This window comes from Streptomyces sp. AM6-12 (assembly GCF_044327085.1).
Classification (GTDB): Bacteria; Actinomycetota; Actinomycetes; order Streptomycetales; family Streptomycetaceae; genus Streptomyces.
Genome location: NZ_JBIQWN010000001.1, coordinates 3121743 through 3139148, shown reverse-complemented (window position 1 = coordinate 3139148; position 17406 = coordinate 3121743). Strand labels below are relative to the sequence as shown.

The 17406-nt window shown below is 72.0% G+C and carries 13 protein-coding genes and 1 riboswitch; of the genes, 8 read left to right on the top strand and 5 right to left on the bottom strand.

The features are described 5' to 3' along the window. The first annotated feature begins 1 nt into the window (after position 1). Positions 2-1573: an NADH-quinone oxidoreductase subunit M gene (locus tag ACE4Q9_RS14110; RefSeq protein WP_397984586.1), complete on the top strand. Its 1572-nt coding sequence runs from the start codon at positions 2-4 to the stop codon at positions 1571-1573. After that, positions 1570-3219, top strand: a complete 1650-nt coding sequence (gene nuoN, locus ACE4Q9_RS14105; RefSeq protein WP_397984585.1) for an NADH-quinone oxidoreductase subunit NuoN — start codon at positions 1570-1572, stop codon at positions 3217-3219. The genes ACE4Q9_RS14110 and nuoN overlap by 4 nt, the downstream gene beginning before the upstream one ends. A gap of 69 nt (positions 3220-3288) precedes the next feature. On the opposite strand, the gene ACE4Q9_RS14100 is transcribed toward nuoN, so the two are convergent. Continuing rightward, positions 3289-3834: a hypothetical protein gene (locus ACE4Q9_RS14100; protein ID WP_397984584.1), complete on the bottom strand. Its 546-nt coding sequence runs from the start codon at positions 3832-3834 to the stop codon at positions 3289-3291. 240 nt (positions 3835-4074) lie between these two features. Here ACE4Q9_RS14100 and recQ point away from each other — a divergent pair, with 240 nt between their 5' ends. Next, positions 4075-6084, top strand: coding sequence for a DNA helicase RecQ (gene recQ, locus ACE4Q9_RS14095; protein WP_397984583.1), 2010 nt, complete (start codon positions 4075-4077; stop codon positions 6082-6084). Positions 6085-6143: 59 nt separating this feature from the next. Here the strand turns inward: recQ and ACE4Q9_RS14090 are convergent, their stop codons facing one another. Both ACE4Q9_RS14090 and fahA read right to left on the bottom strand, forming a co-directional pair. Continuing rightward, positions 6144-7082, bottom strand: a complete 939-nt coding sequence (locus tag ACE4Q9_RS14090; protein ID WP_397984582.1) for a M56 family metallopeptidase — start codon at positions 7080-7082, stop codon at positions 6144-6146. Positions 7083-7264: 182 nt separating this feature from the next. Continuing rightward, complete coding sequence (gene fahA, locus ACE4Q9_RS14085) at positions 7265-8485, bottom strand: fumarylacetoacetase (protein ID WP_397984581.1); 1221 nt, start codon at positions 8483-8485, stop codon at positions 7265-7267. A gap of 237 nt (positions 8486-8722) precedes the next feature. On the opposite strand from fahA, the gene ACE4Q9_RS14080 reads away from it, so the two are divergent. The 3 genes from ACE4Q9_RS14080 (at position 8723) to ACE4Q9_RS14070 (ending at position 12225) form a co-directional block, all read left to right on the top strand. Then, positions 8723-9988 (top strand): ATP-grasp domain-containing protein, encoded by a 1266-nt coding sequence (locus ACE4Q9_RS14080; RefSeq protein ID WP_397984580.1) that lies wholly within the window; start codon positions 8723-8725, stop codon positions 9986-9988. A 51-nt stretch (positions 9989-10039) separates the two neighbouring features. Further along, positions 10040-11245, top strand: coding sequence for an NAD(P)-binding domain-containing protein (locus ACE4Q9_RS14075; RefSeq protein WP_397984579.1), 1206 nt, complete (start codon positions 10040-10042; stop codon positions 11243-11245). 167 nt (positions 11246-11412) lie between these two features. Next, positions 11413-12225 (top strand): HAD family hydrolase, encoded by an 813-nt coding sequence (locus ACE4Q9_RS14070; protein WP_397984578.1) that lies wholly within the window; start codon positions 11413-11415, stop codon positions 12223-12225. Positions 12226-12259: 34 nt separating this feature from the next. On the opposite strand, the gene ACE4Q9_RS14065 is transcribed toward ACE4Q9_RS14070, so the two are convergent. Continuing rightward, positions 12260-12745: a transglycosylase SLT domain-containing protein gene (locus ACE4Q9_RS14065; RefSeq protein ID WP_397984577.1), complete on the bottom strand. Its 486-nt coding sequence runs from the start codon at positions 12743-12745 to the stop codon at positions 12260-12262. A 3-nt stretch (positions 12746-12748) separates the two neighbouring features. Further along, positions 12749-12966, bottom strand: a riboswitch (cyclic di-AMP (ydaO/yuaA leader). A 533-nt stretch (positions 12967-13499) separates the two neighbouring features. Here ACE4Q9_RS14065 and ACE4Q9_RS14060 point away from each other — a divergent pair. Both ACE4Q9_RS14060 and ACE4Q9_RS14055 read left to right on the top strand, forming a co-directional pair. Then, positions 13500-14510: a polyprenyl synthetase family protein gene (locus ACE4Q9_RS14060; RefSeq protein ID WP_397984576.1), complete on the top strand. Its 1011-nt coding sequence runs from the start codon at positions 13500-13502 to the stop codon at positions 14508-14510. 339 nt (positions 14511-14849) lie between these two features. Continuing rightward, the gene (locus ACE4Q9_RS14055) at positions 14850-16082 is read left to right on the top strand and encodes an outer membrane lipoprotein carrier protein LolA (RefSeq protein WP_397984575.1); all 1233 of its coding nucleotides are present in this window, start codon (positions 14850-14852) and stop codon (positions 16080-16082) included. A gap of 152 nt (positions 16083-16234) precedes the next feature. On the opposite strand, the gene ACE4Q9_RS14050 is transcribed toward ACE4Q9_RS14055, so the two are convergent. Next, on the bottom strand, positions 16235-17404 hold the full coding sequence (locus ACE4Q9_RS14050) for a hypothetical protein (RefSeq protein WP_397984574.1): 1170 nt from the start codon (positions 17402-17404) through the stop codon (positions 16235-16237). Between the last annotated feature and the right edge of the window lie 2 nt (positions 17405-17406).

The following is a 17406-nucleotide window of genomic DNA, read 5'->3' as shown; positions in this document are numbered from 1 at the left end:
GATGTCCTTTCCCCTGCTGACAGCGACGGCGGCGCTCCCCGCCGTGGGAGCCGTCGCCACGGCCGCCGTACCGGCCGCCCGGCGGGCCGCCGCCAAGTGGCTGGCCCTGCTCGTCTCGCTCGGCACGCTCGCGCTGGCGATCACCGTGCTGGTCCGCTTCGATCCGGGCGGCGCCCGCTACCAGCTCACCGAATCCCACTCCTGGATCCGCGACTTCGGGGTGCGGTACGAACTGGGGGTCGACGGCATCGGGGTGGCGCTGATCGCGCTGACCGCCGTACTGATCCCGTTCGTCATCCTGGCCGGCTGGCACGACGCCGACCCGCTGGAGACCGGCAGCCGCCACTGGCGCCCCACCCAGGGCTTCTTCGCGCTGATCCTGGCGGTCGAGGCGATGGTCCTCATCTCCTTCGAGGCCACCGACGTCTTTCTCTTCTACATCTTCTTCGAAGCCATGCTGATCCCGATGTACTTCCTCATCGGCGGCTTCGGGGACCGCGCCCACGCCCAGGGCGAGGAGGCGGCGGCCACCCAGCGCTCGTACGCGGCGGTGAAGTTCCTCCTCTACAACCTGGTCGGCGGCCTGATCATGCTGGCCGCGGTGATCGGCCTGTACGTGGTCGCCGGGAACTTCTCCCTCCAGCAGATCGCCGAGGCGCGCGCCAACGGCTCGCTGCACATGGCGACGAGCACCGAACGCTGGCTGTTCCTCGGCTTCTTCTTCGCCTTCGCGGTGAAGGCGCCGCTGTGGCCGCTGCACACCTGGCTGCCCAACGCCATGCAGGAGTCCACCGCCCCGGTCGCCGTCCTCATCACGGCGGTGGTCGACAAGGTGGGCACCTTCGCGATGCTCCGCTTCTGCCTCGGGCTGTTCCCGGACGCCAGCAGGTGGGCGACGCCGGTGATCCTGGTGCTGGCGCTGATCAGCATCGTCTACGGGGCGCTGGTCGCGGTCGGCCAGCGGGACATCAAGCGCCTGGTGGCGTACGCCTCGATCTCCCACTTCGGCTTCATCATCATGGGCATCTTCGCGATGACCAGCCAGGGCCAGTCCGGCGCCACCCTCTACATGGTCAACCACGGCATCTCCACGGCCGCGTTGATGCTGGTCGCCGGATTCCTGATCTCCCGGCGCGGCTCGCGGCTCATCGCCGACTACGGCGGGGTGCAGAAGGTCGCCCCGGTGCTCGCCGGCACCTTCCTGATCGGCGGCCTGGCCACCCTGTCGCTGCCCGGCCTCGCGCCGTTCGTGAGCGAATTCCTCGTCCTGGTGGGCACGTTCACGCGCTACCCGGTGATCGGGATCATCGCCACCTTCGGCATCGTGCTCGCCGCGCTCTACACGCTGGTGCTCTACCAGCGCACCATGACGGGCCCGGTGAAGCCCGAGGTCTCGGCCATGCCCGACCTGCGGGTGCGTGAGGTCCTGGTGGTCGCCCCGCTGATCGTGCTGCTGATCTTCCTGGGCGTCTATCCGAAGCCCGTGACGGACATCGTCAATCCGGCGGTCAGGCACACCATGTCCGACGTCCAGAAGAAGGACCCCAAGCCCGAGGTGGAGGCGGTCAAGTGAGCACCCCAGCCGTCCACAGCCTGTGGACAACCGCGGCCGACCGCATCCCCCAGATCGGCGCGCCGAAGATCGAATACGGGCAATTGTCGCCCACGCTGATCATCCTCGGCGCCGCGCTGGTCGGGGTCCTGGTGGAGGCGTTCGTCCCGCGCAGGTCCCGCTATTACGCGCAGGTGTTCGTGTCGGCCGTCGCCCTGTGCGCCGCGTTCGCCGCGGTCATTGGGCTCGCCGCCGACGGGTACGGCACCACGAAGGCGCACATCGCGGCCATGGGCGCCATCGCGGTCGACGGCCCCTCCCTGTTCCTCCAGGGCACCATCCTGCTGGCCGGTCTGGTGGGCCTGTTCACCTTCGCCGAGCGGCGGCTCGACCCTGCGGCACACGGCAACCGGGTGGACTCCTTCGCGGCGCAGGCCGCCGCCGTGCCGGGCAGCGACACCGAGAAGGCCGCGGTCAGGGCCGGGTTCACCACCACCGAGGTCTTCCCGCTGCTGCTGTTCGCGGTCTCCGGCATGCTGGTCTTCACCTCGGCGAACGACCTGCTGACGCTGTTCGTCGCCCTGGAGGTCTTCTCCCTGCCGCTGTACCTGCTGTGCGCGCTGGCCCGCCGCAAGCGGCTGATGTCGCAGGAGGCCGCGGTCAAGTACTTCCTGCTGGGCGCGTTCGCCTCGGCGTTCACCCTGTTCGGCATCGCGCTGCTGTACGGCTACGCGGGCTCGGTGTCGTACGCCCGCATCGCCCAGGTCGTGGACGGCTCGGTCACCGATGTGAACCCGGCGCTGGCCAACACCATGGGCAATGACGCGCTGCTGCTCATCGGGGCCGCCCTGCTGGCGATGGGCCTGCTGTTCAAGGTGGGCGCGGTGCCGTTCCACATGTGGACGCCCGACGTGTACCAGGGCGCGCCCACCCCGGTCACCGGCTTCATGGCGGCGGCGACGAAGGTGGCCGCGTTCGGCGCGCTGCTGCGGCTGCTGTACGTGGTGCTGCCGGGGATGCGCTGGGACTGGCGGCCGGTGATGTGGGCGGTGGCGATCATCACCATGCTGGGCGGCGCGATCGTGGCGATCACCCAGACCGACATCAAGCGGCTGCTGGCGTACTCGTCCATCGCGCACGCCGGGTTCATCCTCGCGGGTGTCATCGCGACCTCGAAGAACGGCGTGTCGTCCGTCCTGTTCTATCTGGCCGGCTACTCGTTCGTGACGATCGGCGCCTTCGCGGTGGTCACGCTGGTGCGGGACGCGGGCGGCGAGGCGACCCACCTGTCCAAGTGGGCCGGGCTCGGCCGGCGCTCCCCGCTGGTGGCCGCGGTCTTCGCGGTGTTCCTGCTGGCCTTCGCCGGTATCCCGCTGACCTCCGGCTTCGCGGGGAAGTTCGCCGTGTTCAAGGCGGCGGCGGCCGGGGGCGCGGTCCCGCTGGTGGTCATCGGTGTGATCTCCTCGGCGATCGCCGCGTTCTTCTACATCCGCGTGATCGTGCTGATGTTCTTCAGCGAGCCCAAGCCGGAGGGGCCGACGGTGGCGGTGCCGTCGCCGCTGACGACGCTGGCGATCGGGCTCGGCGTGGCGGTGACGCTGGTGCTGGGTGTGGCGCCGCAGTACTTCCTGAACCTGGCGAGTCAGGCGAGCGTGTTCGTGCGCTGAGTGCGCGTGTTGCTCATGGCGAGGCCCCGGTTCCGTCTGTGGAACCGGGGCCTTCGCGCGGCCGCGGGGTCAGCCCGGCGCGCCCGGATAGGGGCACTTCACGTCGGGGTTCCACTCGTAGAACAGGCCGCTGGGGTTCTTCTTGTAGAGCCAGGCGTGCAGCGAGTAGTGGGTCGGGATGGTCGAGTTGTGGTGCGCGGTGACCGGGCCCTCGAACTTCCGGCCGAACATCGTGGGCCGCGCGGTGTTCTTGCCGGCCTTCACGATCCACTCCACCCCGGTGAGCCTGCGCCCGCCCTTGCCGTCGTCCTCGTAGAGCAGGGCGGCGGGCCTGGCCGGGTCGAGGGAGCCGTAGAGCCTGGGGTTGATGTAGTGGTAGCCCATGGCGCCCATGCCGTCGTTCATGTCCATGGTGCAGGGGTTGGGCCGGTAACCGGCGGCCACGGCGAGCTGGACGGACCGGTACTTCGCGGTGGCCGACACCGTCGGCGCGAGCTGCTTCCAGACGGAGGGGTCGACGGGCCCCCGGTCGGCCCGTGCGGGCGCGGTGGCGAGGCCGAGGGCTACGGCGGAGGCCACGAGGGCGAGGGCGGGTCGGGTCAGGTGAGCGGGCATCGTGCGGGGCTCCTTGCTCCTGGGGGAGGAGACGGGGGGTCGCATCGAGCAGGATGTGCCGGGGGCCGGCCGGGGGGCCATCGGAGGCGGCTGTTCGGGTGACGGACGGCCCACTTTATTCGCACAGATGTTCCTAGTCTGTGGATAACTCCGGGGCTGTCGGTGCGGACCCCTATCGTTGAGGCAGTGGTGGGCGGAGGGCGCACGACGGCACACGGGGGACCGACGGGGGACAGGACGATGGATGCGACGGGCGGGATCAGCGAGATGCCAGTGGTGACCGAGGGACCCGGCGCGGACGCGAGCGAGGCGCTGACCACGCTGCACCGGGTCTTCGGGTACAACGCCTTCCGGGGCGAGCAGGAAGCGATCATCGAGCATGTGGTGGCGGGCGGCGACGCCCTGGTCCTCATGCCCACCGGCGGCGGCAAGTCGCTGTGCTACCAGATCCCGGCCCTGGTCAGACCCGGCACCGGTGTGGTCGTCTCGCCGCTGATCGCGCTCATGCAGGACCAGGTGGACGCCCTGCGCGCGCTCGGTGTGCGGGCCGGCTTCGTCAACTCCACGCAGGACTTCGACGAGCGGCGGACGGTCGAGGCCGAGTTCCTGGCCGGCGAGCTGGACCTGCTCTACCTGGCGCCGGAGCGGTTGCGCCTGGACAGCACCCTGGACCTGCTCTCGCGCGGCAAGATCTCCGTCTTCGCGATCGACGAGGCGCACTGCGTCGCCCAGTGGGGCCATGACTTCCGCCCCGACTACCTCGCGCTGAGCCTGCTCGGCGAGCGCTGGCCGGACGTCCCGCGCATCGCCCTGACGGCCACCGCCACGCGGGCCACCCACCAGGAGATCACCCAGCGGCTGAACCTGCCGGAGGCCCGGCACTTCGTCGCCAGCTTCGACCGGCCGAACATCCAGTACCGGATCGTGCCCAAGGCCGACCCGCGCAAGCAGCTGCTCGCCTTCCTGCGCGAGGAGCATCCGGGCGACGCGGGCATCGTGTACTGCCTCTCGCGCAACTCGGTGGAGCGCACCGCGGAGTTCCTGAGCGCCAACGGCATCGAGGCGGTGCCGTACCACGCGGGCCTGGACGCGGGCACCCGCGCGGCGCACCAGTCCCGGTTCCTGCGCGAGGACGGCCTGGTCGTGGTGGCGACCATCGCCTTCGGCATGGGCATCGACAAGCCCGATGTGCGCTTCGTGGCCCATTTGGACCTGCCCAAGTCCATCGAGGGCTACTACCAGGAGACCGGCCGCGCGGGCCGCGACGGGCTGCCCTCCACCGCCTGGATGGCGTACGGCCTGAACGACGTGGTGCAGCAGCGCAAGCTGATCCAGTCCGGCGAGGGCGACGAGGCGTTCCGCCGCCGGGCCGCCGCCCATCTGGACGCGATGCTCGCGCTGTGCGAGACCGCCGGGTGCCGGCGGGGCCAGCTGCTCGCCTACTTCGGCCAGGAGCCCGGCGCCGCGGGCTGCGGCAACTGCGACACCTGCCTGACCCCGCCGGAGACCTGGGACGGCACGGTCGCCGCGCAGAAGGTGCTGTCCACCGTGGTGCGGTTGCAGCGCGAGCGCGGACAGAAGTTCGGCGCCCTCCAGATCGTGGACATCCTGCTCGGCAAGCGCACCGCCAAGGTGATCCAGTTCGACCACGACCAGCTGTCCGTGTTCGGCATCGGCCAGGACCTCTCCGAGGGGGAGTGGCGCGGCGCCATCCGGCAGCTGCTGGCCCAGGGCCTGCTCGCGGTCGAGGGGGAGTACGGCACGCTGGTGCTCACCGAGGCGAGCGGCACCGTGCTGCGCGGCGAGCGGGAGGTGCCGTTGCGCAAGGAGCCGAAGCGGGCGGCCGTCTCCCGGTCGGGCCCCGGTTCCGGTTCCGGCCGGGGCGGCAGCAAGGCCAAGGCGGTCGTGGCCGAGCTGCCCGAGGAGCTCCAGCCCGCCTTCGAGGCGCTGCGCGCCTGGCGCACCGGGCAGGCCAAGGAGCAGGGCGTGCCGCCGTACATCATCTTCAACGACGCCACCCTGCGCGCCATCGTCTCCCGTATGCCGGGTTCGCTGCGGGAGCTGGCCGGCATCAGCGGGGTCGGCGAGAAGAAGCTGGCGACGTACGGCGAGGAGGTGCTCGCCGTGCTGGCCTCCCTGGACGGATCCGGCCAGGTCCGGGCCGCCGCCGAGCCGCCCGCGCCGGGCGAGGCCCCGGAGGACGACTGGCCGGGCCCGGAGGACGAACCGGAGCCGGACGACTGGATATAGCCGCCCCGGCAGGCCGCCGTCGCTCCGGCGGGCCGCCGTCGGCCCGGCGTCCCGCCGGTTCAGGACAGCGCCCGCAGCCCCGGTGCGAAGGTGATCAGCAGCGGGAGGAGCGGCACCAGCGCGGCGACCGTCGTGGTCAGGGCGCGCTGGCGGCGCAGCAGACGCGGGGGCGGTTCCAGCAGGCGGTCCACCCGCTCGCCCAGCAGGCGGCGGCTGGAGGCGCAGGACAGGACGCCCCGGTGCTGGTTCAGCTCGATCAGCGCGAGGGCGGTGGTCAGATGGCCGCAGCGGCGGGAGGCGGCGTCGTCGGCGGCCAGCTCCACCAGGCGGTGCGTCTGGTCGCGGAAGTGGGCGAACAGCGGCACCCGCGGGAAGCCGGTGGCGAGCGCGGCCGACAGGTGCAGCAGCCAGTCGTGGTGGGCGCGCGCGTGGCCCCGCTCATGGGTGAGGACGGCGTCCAGCTGGTGGCCGGTCAGCCGGTGCAGCGCACCGGTGGTGACCACCAGTTGCGGGGGGTGCCCCGGCATCCACCAGGCGTCCGGGTACTCGTCCTCCAGCACCAGCATCGGGCCCCGCGCCATCGGCAGTCCGGCGGGCAGATCGGGGGCGCGTTCGCGCAGCTGGGCGCGGGCCTGGCCGCGGCTGCGGCGGGCCTCGACCAGTTCCCGGCCCAGCATCGCGGTGGTCCAGGCGGCGCCGCAGGCCAGCAGGACGGTGAGGGCGGCGGCCCACACCGGTGCGGCGGAGAGGTCGTAGGCGGCGGTGACGGCAGGCGGCGCGGGGGCGAACACATGGTCGCGCACGGTGTGGAAGACCGCCGCGGTGCCCAGCGTCAGCGCGGCCAGACAGCACAGCAGGACGGTGGCGACCAGGCACTGCCACACCCAGAGGGCGACCACGGGTTCCCGTTCGGGCCAGTCGGCGCGGGTCAGCGCGCGCGGTGCCGGGCCGGCCGCGGTCAGGGCGACGACGCTGAGCAGGAGCAGGCAGACGGTCATGCCGGGGCTCCGGTTCCTGATCGGAGAGGGGTTCGCGGAGGGGCGGTGCGCAAGGGGGCGGCGCGCTGGGGCGGCCGCCGTGGGTGGTGCGTGCTGCCGCCAGTATGACGAAGAGGGGCGCCGCGAGTCAGGTGTCCGGGCCGAACCGTCTGTTCCCGGCCCGCCGCGCGGCGCCCGCCGGATCAGGCCGAGGGCACGATCCGGCCGGTCACTTCGCCGAGGCCCACGCGGGTCCCGTCCGGGCCGGGCGCCCACGCGGTCAGGGTCACCACGTCGCCGTCCTCCAGGAAGGCGCGCTTGCCGCCGGGGAGTTCGAGGGGGTCGCGGCCGTTCCAGGTCAGCTCCAGCAGGGAGCCGCGCTGGTACTGCTCGGGCCCGCTCACGGTGCCGGAGCCGTACAGGTCGCCGGTGCGCAGGCTGGCGCCGTTGACGGTCATCTGGGCGAGCTGCTGGGCGGCGGTCCAGTACATGGCGGAGAAGGGCGGCTCGGAGATCACCTCGCCGTTGAGGACGACCGAGATGCGCAGGTCGTAGCCGCCGGGCTCGATGCCGGGAGCGGCGTCGTCCAGGTAGGGCAGCAGCGGGTGGGTGCGCTCGGGCGGGGCCACCCGCGCGTGCTCCAGGGCGTCCAGCGGGGTGATCCAGGCCGACACGGAGGTCGAGAAGGACTTGCCGAGGAACGGTCCGAGGGGTACGTACTCCCAGGCCTGGATGTCACGCGCGGACCAGTCGTTGAGCAGGCACAGCCCGAAGACGTGCGCGCGGTAGTCGCCGAGCGCGACCGGGGTCCCCTGCTCGCTGGGCACGCCGACGACGAAGCCGACCTCGGCCTCGATGTCCAGCCGGATCGAGGGCCCGAACACGGGCGCCGGGTCGGCGGGGCCCTTGCGCTGCCCGGAGGGCCGTACGACATCCGTGCCCGAGACCACCACGGTGCCGGAGCGGCCGTGGTACCCGATCGGCAGGTGCTTCCAGTTGGGGGTGAGGGAGTCCTCGGCGTCCGGGCGGAAGACCTTGCCGACGTTGCGGGCGTGGTGCTCGGAGGCGTAGAAGTCGACGTAGTCCGCGACCTCGAAGGGCAGGTGCAGGGTCACCTCGGACAGCGGGTGGAACAGCGGCGCGAGCGTCTCGCGGTACGCGGGGTCGGTGACCCAGGAGGTGAGCGCGGCGCGCACCTCGCTCCAGGCTGCGCGCCCGGCCGCCAGCAGCGGGTTGAGGGTGGGGCGGGCGAGCAGCGCGTGGTGCGGCGAGCCGAGGGCCGCGGCCGCGGCGCCCGCGTCGAGGACCTGGTCCCCGAGCCGGACGCCGACCCTGCGCTCCCGGCTGCCGGAGGGCGAGAACACGCCATAGGGAAGGTTGTGCGGGCCGAAGGGGTCGCCCTCGGGGACGTCGAAGGGGGGCATCGGGGTACTGCCTCGCTCTCATCCAGGCCATGCATGGCGATGCGTTGCACGTGATCGAGCCACACGTTACGGCCGGGACACCGGTCTTGGGCAGTGGCTGGGGGGTTGCCCCCGTAGTGCCTCAAGAGTTCGCAATGTCCGAAAGACCCTTGTCGGATGCGGTAGTTCCGGCTTAGCGTCCTCCGGGGGAGACGGGCGGGGTGGATCCGTTCCCCCGGGGGACACGTGGGGGGACCCGTGGCCGAAGACACCGCCGGTGTGCCCGTGCAGGTCGACCGCGGGGTGCCGGGACTGATCGTCAAGTTCGGCGCCTACCCGCTGCACCACGGCGGAGTGGGCGCGATCCGCAGCCTGGGCCGGCTCGGCGTGCCCATGTACGCGATCACCGAGGACCCGTACACACCGGCGGCCGCCTCCCGCTATCTGCGCCGGGCGTTCGTCTGGCCGACGACCGGCGCGGAGGACCCCGGTCGCCTGGTCGAGGGGCTGCTGCGCATCGGCCGCCGGATCGGCCGGCCCGCCGTGCTGATCCCGACCGACGAGGAGGCGGCCGTCCTGATCGCCGAGCACCGCGACGCGCTGGCCGGATCCTTTCTCTGCCCGCGGGTGGACCCCGCGCTGCCCCGCCGGGTGGCCAGCAAGCAGGGGCTGCACGAACTGTGCGCGGAGCACGGGCACGGGTTCGCCTCCCCGGCGGCGGCCTTCCCGCGGTCGTACGAGGAGGTCGTGGCCTTCGCCGACACCGCGAGCTTCCCGGTGGTGGCGAAGAACCGGGAGGCGTTCCTGCGGCGCAGCCGGCCCGCGGTGGGCGGCACCACACGGATCGCCACCCGCGCGGGCCTGCTCGCCCTGGCCCGCGAGTGGGGGCCGGATCCGGGGGTGATCCTCCAGGAGTACCTGCCGCGCGAGCAGGCCGAGGACTGGATCGTGCACGCCTGCTTCGACCGGCACGCGAACCCGCTCGCGCTGTTCACCGGGGTGAAGGTGCGTTCCTGGCCGCCGCACGCGGGCATGACCGCGCACGCGTACGTGGTCGACAACCCGGAACTCGCGGGCCTGGCGGCGCGGTTCGTGCGGCGGATCGGGTTCAGCGGGGTGGCCGACCTGGACGTGCGCTTCGACCGGCGCGACGGGCGGTACAAGCTGCTGGACTTCAATCCGCGGATGGGCGCGCAGTTCCGGCTGTTCGAGAGCGTGTCGGGCGTGGACGTCGTACGGGCGCTGCACCTCGACCTGACCGGGCGGCCCGTGCCCGAGGGGGAGCAGCGGGCCGGGCGGCGCTATGTGGTGGAGAACATCGACCTGCCGGCCCTGCTCGCCTACCGCCGCGGCGGCTATACGACCCCGCACGCGCCGGCGCGGGCGAGCGGGACGGAGCTGGCGTGGTTCGCGGGGGACGATCCGCTGCCGTTCCTCACGATGCTCGCCCGGTTCGCGCGTCCGGGCGCGCGGCATCTGCGTCAGCTGTGGCGGGCCCACCGCCGCGGCGACACCACGGAGTAGGCCACCGAAGTGGCGGTGGCCACGAAGGAACGCGTCCTGGGGAGGGACTTCGTGATCCGACCGGTTGCAGTCATCGGGGCGGGGCCGTTCGGCCTGTCCACCGCCGCCCACCTGCGGGCACGCGGCCTGCCCGTACGGGTCTTCGGCGACCCCATGGTCAGCTGGCGCGCCCATATGCCCGCGGGCATGCTCCTGAAATCGACCCCCGCCGCCTCCAGCCTGGACTGCCCGCAGCCCGGCCACACCCTCGCCGACTACTGCGATGCGGCCGGGATCCGCCGGCTCGCCGCTGACGAGGACGTCATCCCGGTCGAGACCTTTGTCGGGTACGGCGAGTGGTTCCAGCGGCGGCTCCTGCCGGATCTCGAACGGGTGCGGGTGGTCTCCGTCGAGCCGACCGGGCGGGAGGCGGGCGGGGGGTTCGAACTCAAGCTGGACTCGGGGGAGACGTTCGCCGCGCGGGCGGTGGTCGTGGCCACCGGGCTGTCCGGGCTGGCTCATCTCCCGGCGGAGCTGCGGAGGGCGGCCGGTGCCGGGCCGGAGGGCCCTGTTTCGCACAGCTCCCAGCACCACGACCTCGGGCGCTTTCGAGGCAAGGAGTTGATCGTGGTCGGCGCCGGGCAGTCCGCGCTGGAGACGGCCGTGCTGGCGGCGGAGGCCGGGGCGCGGGTGCGGGTGGTGGCGCGGGGGCGCGGGCGGGTCGCCTTCGGGGCGCCGCCCTGGGAGCAGCCGAGGCTGCGTCCCGAGTCGCCGTTCGGGCGGGCCTGGTCGCTGTGGGCGTTCAGCTACTGCCCGCACCCCTACCGCTTCCTGCCCGAGGCCACCCGGCACTTCCTGGTGCGCCGGGTGCTCGGGCCGCTCGGCGCGTGGTGGCTGCGGGAACGGTTCGAGGGCGCGGTGCAGGTGGACGACGTCGAACGGGTGCTGGGCGCGGCGGCGGAGGACGGGCGGCCGGTGCTGACGGTGCGCACGCACGGCGGCCGTGTGGATCACCTGACCGCCGACCATGTCATCGCGGCGACTGGCTACCGGGTGGACGTCTCCGCGATGGACTTCCTCGGCCCCACCCTGCGCACCCGCCTCGCGACGAGCCGCGGCGCCCCGCGCCTCGGCACCGGCTACGTCTCCTCGGTCCCCGGCCTCTACTTCACCGGCCTCCCGGCCGCCTCCTCCTACGGCCCGGTGATGCGCTTCGTGTGCGGCACGGAATTCGCCTCCCCGAGACTGGCGGGGCATGTGGCGCGGGAACACGGGTGAGTGTCGGAGGGCGGTTGCGGAGAGTGGGGGCGGCGGCCGCCCCCACCCCCATGAGACCTCTCCTCGACCCCACTTGAAGTCATCGAAGGCGCAAGTCCGGGGAATGACACGGGAGTCGGGGGATGACGCGGGGCTCGGTGGAGGGGATCGGTCCGTATTCTCTGATCATGGTTGCCTCCCCCGCGTACGCACTGATCGCCACCGACCTGGACGGGACGCTGCTGCGCGGCGACGACACCGTCTCCGAGCGCTCGCTGGCCGTGCTCGCGCGGGCGGCGCGGGCCGGGGCCCGGCACCTGGTGGTCACCGGCCGCCCGGCCCCCAGAGTGCGCCCCCTGCTGACCGCCCTCGGCGCCACCGGGCTCGCGGTGTGCGGGCAGGGCGCGCAGCTGTACGACGCCGCGTCCGGCCGCATGCTGTGGTCGGTCCGGCTGGACCGGGAGCTGGCCGAGACCGCGCTCGGAAAGATCGAGGCCGAGACGGGCCCGGTGTTCGCCGCGGTTGACCAGGACGGCACCGACGGGCTCACCCTGATCGAACCCGGATACCGGATGCCCCACCCGACCCTGCCCGCGGTCCGGGTGGCCCGGCGCGACGACCTGTGGCGGGCGCCGATCAGCAAGGTCCTGCTGCGCCACGCCACCCTGTCCGACGACGAGTTGGCGGCGGTGGCCCGCTCGGTCGTGGACTCGCTGGCCACGGTCACCATGTCGGGGCCCGGCACCGTGGAGCTCCAGCCGTGCGGGGTGACCAAGGCCACCGGGCTCGCGCTGGCCGCCGAGCGGCTCGGGGTCCCCGCGGAACGCGCCGTGGCCTTCGGCGACATGCCCAACGACATCCCGATGTTCCACTGGGCGGCGCACGGCGTCGCGATGGCGAACGCCCACCCCGAGCTGAAGGCGGTCGCCGACGAGGTCACGGCGTCGAACGAGGACGACGGCATCGCCGTCGTCCTCGAAAGGCTGTTCCCGGCCGGGTGACCGGGAACAGCGGTGGTATGGCGCCGCAGACGCCTCAGTAGGCGCCGTTGACGTTGTCGATCGAGCCGTAGCGCGCGGCCGCGTAGTTGCAGGCGGCGGTGATGTTGGCGACCGGGTCGTAGATGTTGAACGACGTTCCGGCCACGTGGTACGCGTTGAAGGTCGGGTCGATCACCTGGAGCAGACCCTTGGACGGTATGCCCTTGGCCGCGTTGGAGTCCCACAGGTTGATGGCGCTCGGGTTGCCCGAGGACTCGCGCATGACATTGCGGTAGATGCCGTTGTAGGAGCCCGGAATGCCCTTCTGGGCCATGATCGCGAGGGACTCGCGGATCCAGCCGTCGAGGTTGTTCGGGTACCCGGCGGGCGTGGTGGCGGCCGACGTCGTGCCGGTGGTGGCGGACGCGGTGGCGGCGCCCACCAGGGGCATGGCGAGCACGGCCGCGCCGGTGCCGGCGACGGCGATCAGGCGGACGAGACGGTTGGCGCGGGTGCGGCGCGGCTGAACGGCAGCAGACATGGGGACGTTCCTCTCCTACGCCTGCGAGGTGAGCTGTCGGGTTCGGGCGGGGAGGTGCCCGGCCGTGCCTGGTGAGAGGCGTGGCTTGACCCCAAGCCGTCCCGTGCGAACACGCGGTGCGGCGCGCTGTGTCACGCGCTGCGCCATGTGAGTCGTCCGGTCCGGCGACTTACCTGGGTCCCCCGCTCCTGCCGTACGAATGAGTTCGTCGATGGGTGTACGGGCGGCGGCAGGATTCGGCGTCCGCCCGATGGCTCGGGAAGGTATGCGAGAGCGCATGCCGGGAACAAGCGCGGAATTGTTATATCGAGGCATTTGACCTTGATCAGCAGCCTATGGGGTACTTGATCCTTTGCGAATGCCAACGCTCAACTCGCGTGCGGGGCAAGGCGTGCGGAGGTGTCGGCGGGCCGCCCGCGGGAACGCGGTCGGGTGACCCAATTCACGAAATGGCAAACTGTGGAAAATCGGGCATGGGGGATTCGTCCCCCGGTGGGGTGGAGTCGGCGCTCCACCCCTCTCGGGGATCGCGAAGAAGTTCCCGATTACCTGTTAAATCGATAAATGTCCGTTCTGATGATTCGACCGGGGGTATGCCAGTCATGACCCGATACGTCCCGGACTGGACGGGTGGGCGCAGGGTGGGCGCTCTCGGTGATCGAAACCGGACCGGATACGCTGACTTGAGTGATGGCAGCGACCTATCGACAAACCGCGTAATCGCCAGCAGACACCAGCAGACAGGAGACCCCTCGTGACCGTCGTCGGGCCGTTCGGGCTGAGCGTGCGGGACCAGGCTCTCGAAGCCGATGTCCAGGCCGGATTGGCGGCTGTCGAGGAAGGCCTGCTAGAGGCCACCAAGAGCGAGGTCCCCTTCATCACGGGGGCCGCGCAGCACCTCGTACGGGCCGGCGGGAAGCGCTTCCGGCCGCTGCTCGTGATGCTCGCGGCGCAGTTCGGCGACCCCTACGCGCCCGGCGTGGTGCCGTCCGCCGTGGTCGTGGAGCTGACCCACCTGGCCACGCTCTACCACGACGACGTCATGGACGAGGCGGCCGTGCGCCGGGGCGTGGACAGCGCCAACACCCGCTGGGGCAACTCCGTCGCGGTCCTCACCGGCGACTTCCTCTTCGCCCGTGCCTCCCAGATCCTCGCCGACCTCGGCCCCGAGGCGGTCCGGGTCCAGGCCCTCGCGTTCGAACGGCTGGTCACCGGCCAGATCCTGGAGACCGCCGGACCCGCCGACGGCCGCGACCCGGTCGAGCACTACCTCGACGTCCTCGGCGGCAAGACCGGCTCGCTGGTCGCGGTGGCCTGCCGGTTCGGCGCGATGATGTCCGGCGCCGACGAGACGGTCGTGGACGTGCTCACCCAGTACGGCGAGCGGCTCGGCGTGGCCTTCCAGCTCGCCGACGACGTCCTGGACATCGCCTCCGACTCCCACGAGTCCGGCAAGACCCCCGGCACCGACCTGCGCGAGGGCATCCCGACCCTGCCCGTGCTGCGGCTGCGCGAGCGGGCCGCCCGGCTCGGCCTGCCCGAGGACCTCGCCCTGTGCGAGCTGCTGGACTCCGACCTCAGCGACGACGCCCGGCACGCCGAGGCGCTGGCCGCGCTGCGCGCCCACCCGGCCCTGGAGCAGGCCCGCCGGGACACCGTGCGGTACGCGGAGGAGGCGCGCGCCGCGCTCGCCCCGCTGCGGGAGTGCGACGCCAAGGTGGCGCTGACGGAGCTGTGCGACGCGGTGGTGCACCGGGCGGGCTGACCGCCCGCTCCGGCCCGTCCGGCAGTCCGTCGGCCGGCGAGTAACCGACCGTCCGGTATGCGTCGGCCGGCCACCCGTTCGGCGTCCGCCGGGTGGCCGTACCCCGGACGCCTGCCGCATCCTGCCCTGGGGGACCGCGTTCGAGCCCCTAGGGGTGCCCCCTACGTGTCATACCGCAGTCGTACGCCGAGTTGGCCCCGAGGGCTGACGATTCCGCAGCGCGGATTTGGTCGTATGGACACCACGGACATCACCACTCCTCACCGATCCGGGTGAGAATGGCGGCTCGGGTGGACCAGCGTGAGGGCAGCCGCCGCCGACGACGGAGGTAAGGCACACATGGCACCGTACGAATCCGACGACGCAGTGAGCGCCGCGCGGGACGAGGAGACGCGCTCGGGCCGCCGCAGGGCCGCGCGGTACGCCGTCCCGGTCGCGGTGGTCGGCGTCGCCGCAGCCACCATCGGACTGGTCCCGGCGCTCGCCGACTCCGGCGACCCGGACCTGCCCCGGATCACCGCGCAGCAGCTCATCAACAAGATCGCCAAGTCGGACGTGCAGCAGCTGTCCGGCACCGTGAAGATCAGCACCGACCTGGGCCTGCCCGACCTGGGCGGCCTGGAGAGCGGCCTCGCCTCCGGCCTGGCCCAGGGCTCCGGCGCCGGGTCCGGCTCCGCCGCCGACCCGAGCGCCCGGCTGACCGAACTGCTCTCCGGCACCCACACCCTGCGCGTCGCGGCCGACGGCCCGGACCGGCAGAAGCTCTCGCTCGTCGAGCAGGGCGCCGAGTACAGCGTCATCCACGACGGCAAGGACGTCTGGGGCTACGACAGCAAGAGCGACCAGGTCTCCCACGGCACCGCGCCCGCCGCCGGCAAGGACCGGACCGAGCCCCCGGCCACGCCCAAGGACTTCGCCGACCAGGCGCTGAAGGCGGTGGACGACACCACTTCGGTGACCGTCGACGGCACCGCGCGGGTCGCCGGGCGCGACGCCTACAAGCTCCAGATCAAGCCCCGCCAGTCCGGCACCACGGTCGGCGCGATCAACATCGCCGTGGACGCGAAGACCGGCATGCCGCTGAAGTTCACCCTGACCCCCAGGAGCGGCGGCGCCGCCGTGCTCGACGCGGGCTTCACCCAGGTCTCCTTCGCCCGGCCCGCCGCCACGTTCGCCTTCACGCCGCCGAAGGGCGCGAAGGTCACGGAGCGGACGGACGGCGCGGGCAAGGGCGCCGGGAAGACGGGCCCCGGCAAGGGCCTGGAAGGCATGGACGGCGCCGAGGGCCTCGAAGGGAAGGGGGGCGCGTCCGGCGGCAAGGTGATCGGCAAGGGCTGGACGTCCATCGCCACCTTCGACACCGGTGCCAAGGGCGGCCTGCCCACCGGTGCCAAGGGCGGCGACCTCGGCGGCTTCCTCGGCTCGCTGGGCGACAAGGTCTCCGGGAAGTTCGGCAAGGGCACGGTGTTCTCCACCCGCCTGGTCAACGTCCTGATGACCGACGACGGCAAGGTCTACGCCGGCGCGGTCACCAAGGACGCGCTGGTGAAGGCGGCGGACGCGGCGAAGTAACCGCACCTTCGCCACCGCCGGCCCCCGAGCCCGGCCGATGCCGTCCGCCCCGCCACCGGCGGACGGCACCGGCGCGTTCAGGGGCCTTCCCGTCGGGGACACCCACGGTCCGGCGTATTCTCTGGCGTCGTACTTCCGGCACGCGTCGTCCCTCACAGCCCCACGTGAGCGCCGAGTTCACGCTGGAACTGGCTGATGAAGTAGCTCAGGTCATAGGCGCTGTAGTGGATGAGGCCCGTGTGCATCCCGGGGCGGAGGCGGGCCGCCAGTTCCTCGAGCGACTCGGCGAAGACGACTGCACGGGTCGCCGAGAGGACCACCTCTTTCGTCCCCAGGTGACGCTCGGGTGGGTCCCTGCGCTCGGTGACCGCCCACGGCTCGGGCCCCCTGGCGAAGGCTCGAGCCCATACGTCTGCCTCCTGATCGAAGGTTTTCGGCAGCCGTTGCCCATCGGCTTTGGTCTCCCCCCAGGCCATGTGGTGAGCCGGGTCGATCCCGTCGAGGTGCTCGCGCCAGGCCGGTGCCGGACGGCCTTGGAGGAGGGCGAGAACGTCGGCGGCGGCGACGGAGGCTTGAGGCATCACGGTGAAGTCGGCGTTCGCCTTCAGCTCCTCGCGAGTCGGAACCGCTTCGGCCGCCCGCCATGCCGCTGCCCGCAGTTCCTCCAGCCGGCCGGGCAGATCCGGCACATCGCTCACCGGCCGGGAGTCGGAAGCGATCCACGGTTCGGCCCCCGGAGTGTGAGGGCCGGTCGCGGCCGCTCCCAGCGGAACACGCAAGGCGGCGGCGGCTTCGCGGATGAGTGCGCTCAGTCGTGAGGCCTCGGGGCCGATGGTCACCGCCGGGCGTCCGGGTGCCAGCCGGCGGGCCAGTTCCTTGAGCGCGAAGATGGTCTCCAAATGCCGGTTGCCGGTGGTCATGAGGCAGGCACCGGGCCGGAGTTGGCCGTCATCCAGATATCCGGGGTCGTCGTTGAGCCGGGCCGCCCAGTCCTGGCGGGCCTTCTGGAAGCCGAGAGGGCGGTCCTGATCGTTCGGCGCGCGGCGCGTGATCAGGTGCCGTGCAGGATCGGAGAGTTCTCCCCCGCGTGGCTCCGCCGTTTCCCCTGCCAGCAGACAGTTCTCCAGCTCCTGCCACGCGGCGCACCGCTCCGGCGGCCAGCCGAACTCCGGGTCCTGCACCTTCCGGCGCCAGACCGGGCTTTCCTGCGACCACAACATGCGAGCCGCAGCCGAGTACAACTGCTCGTAGATGACGCTCGCCTGTGACTGATGGGTCGTCATATTCCTTTCCTGGGCCTGTACCGACAGTGTCTGGATCATTT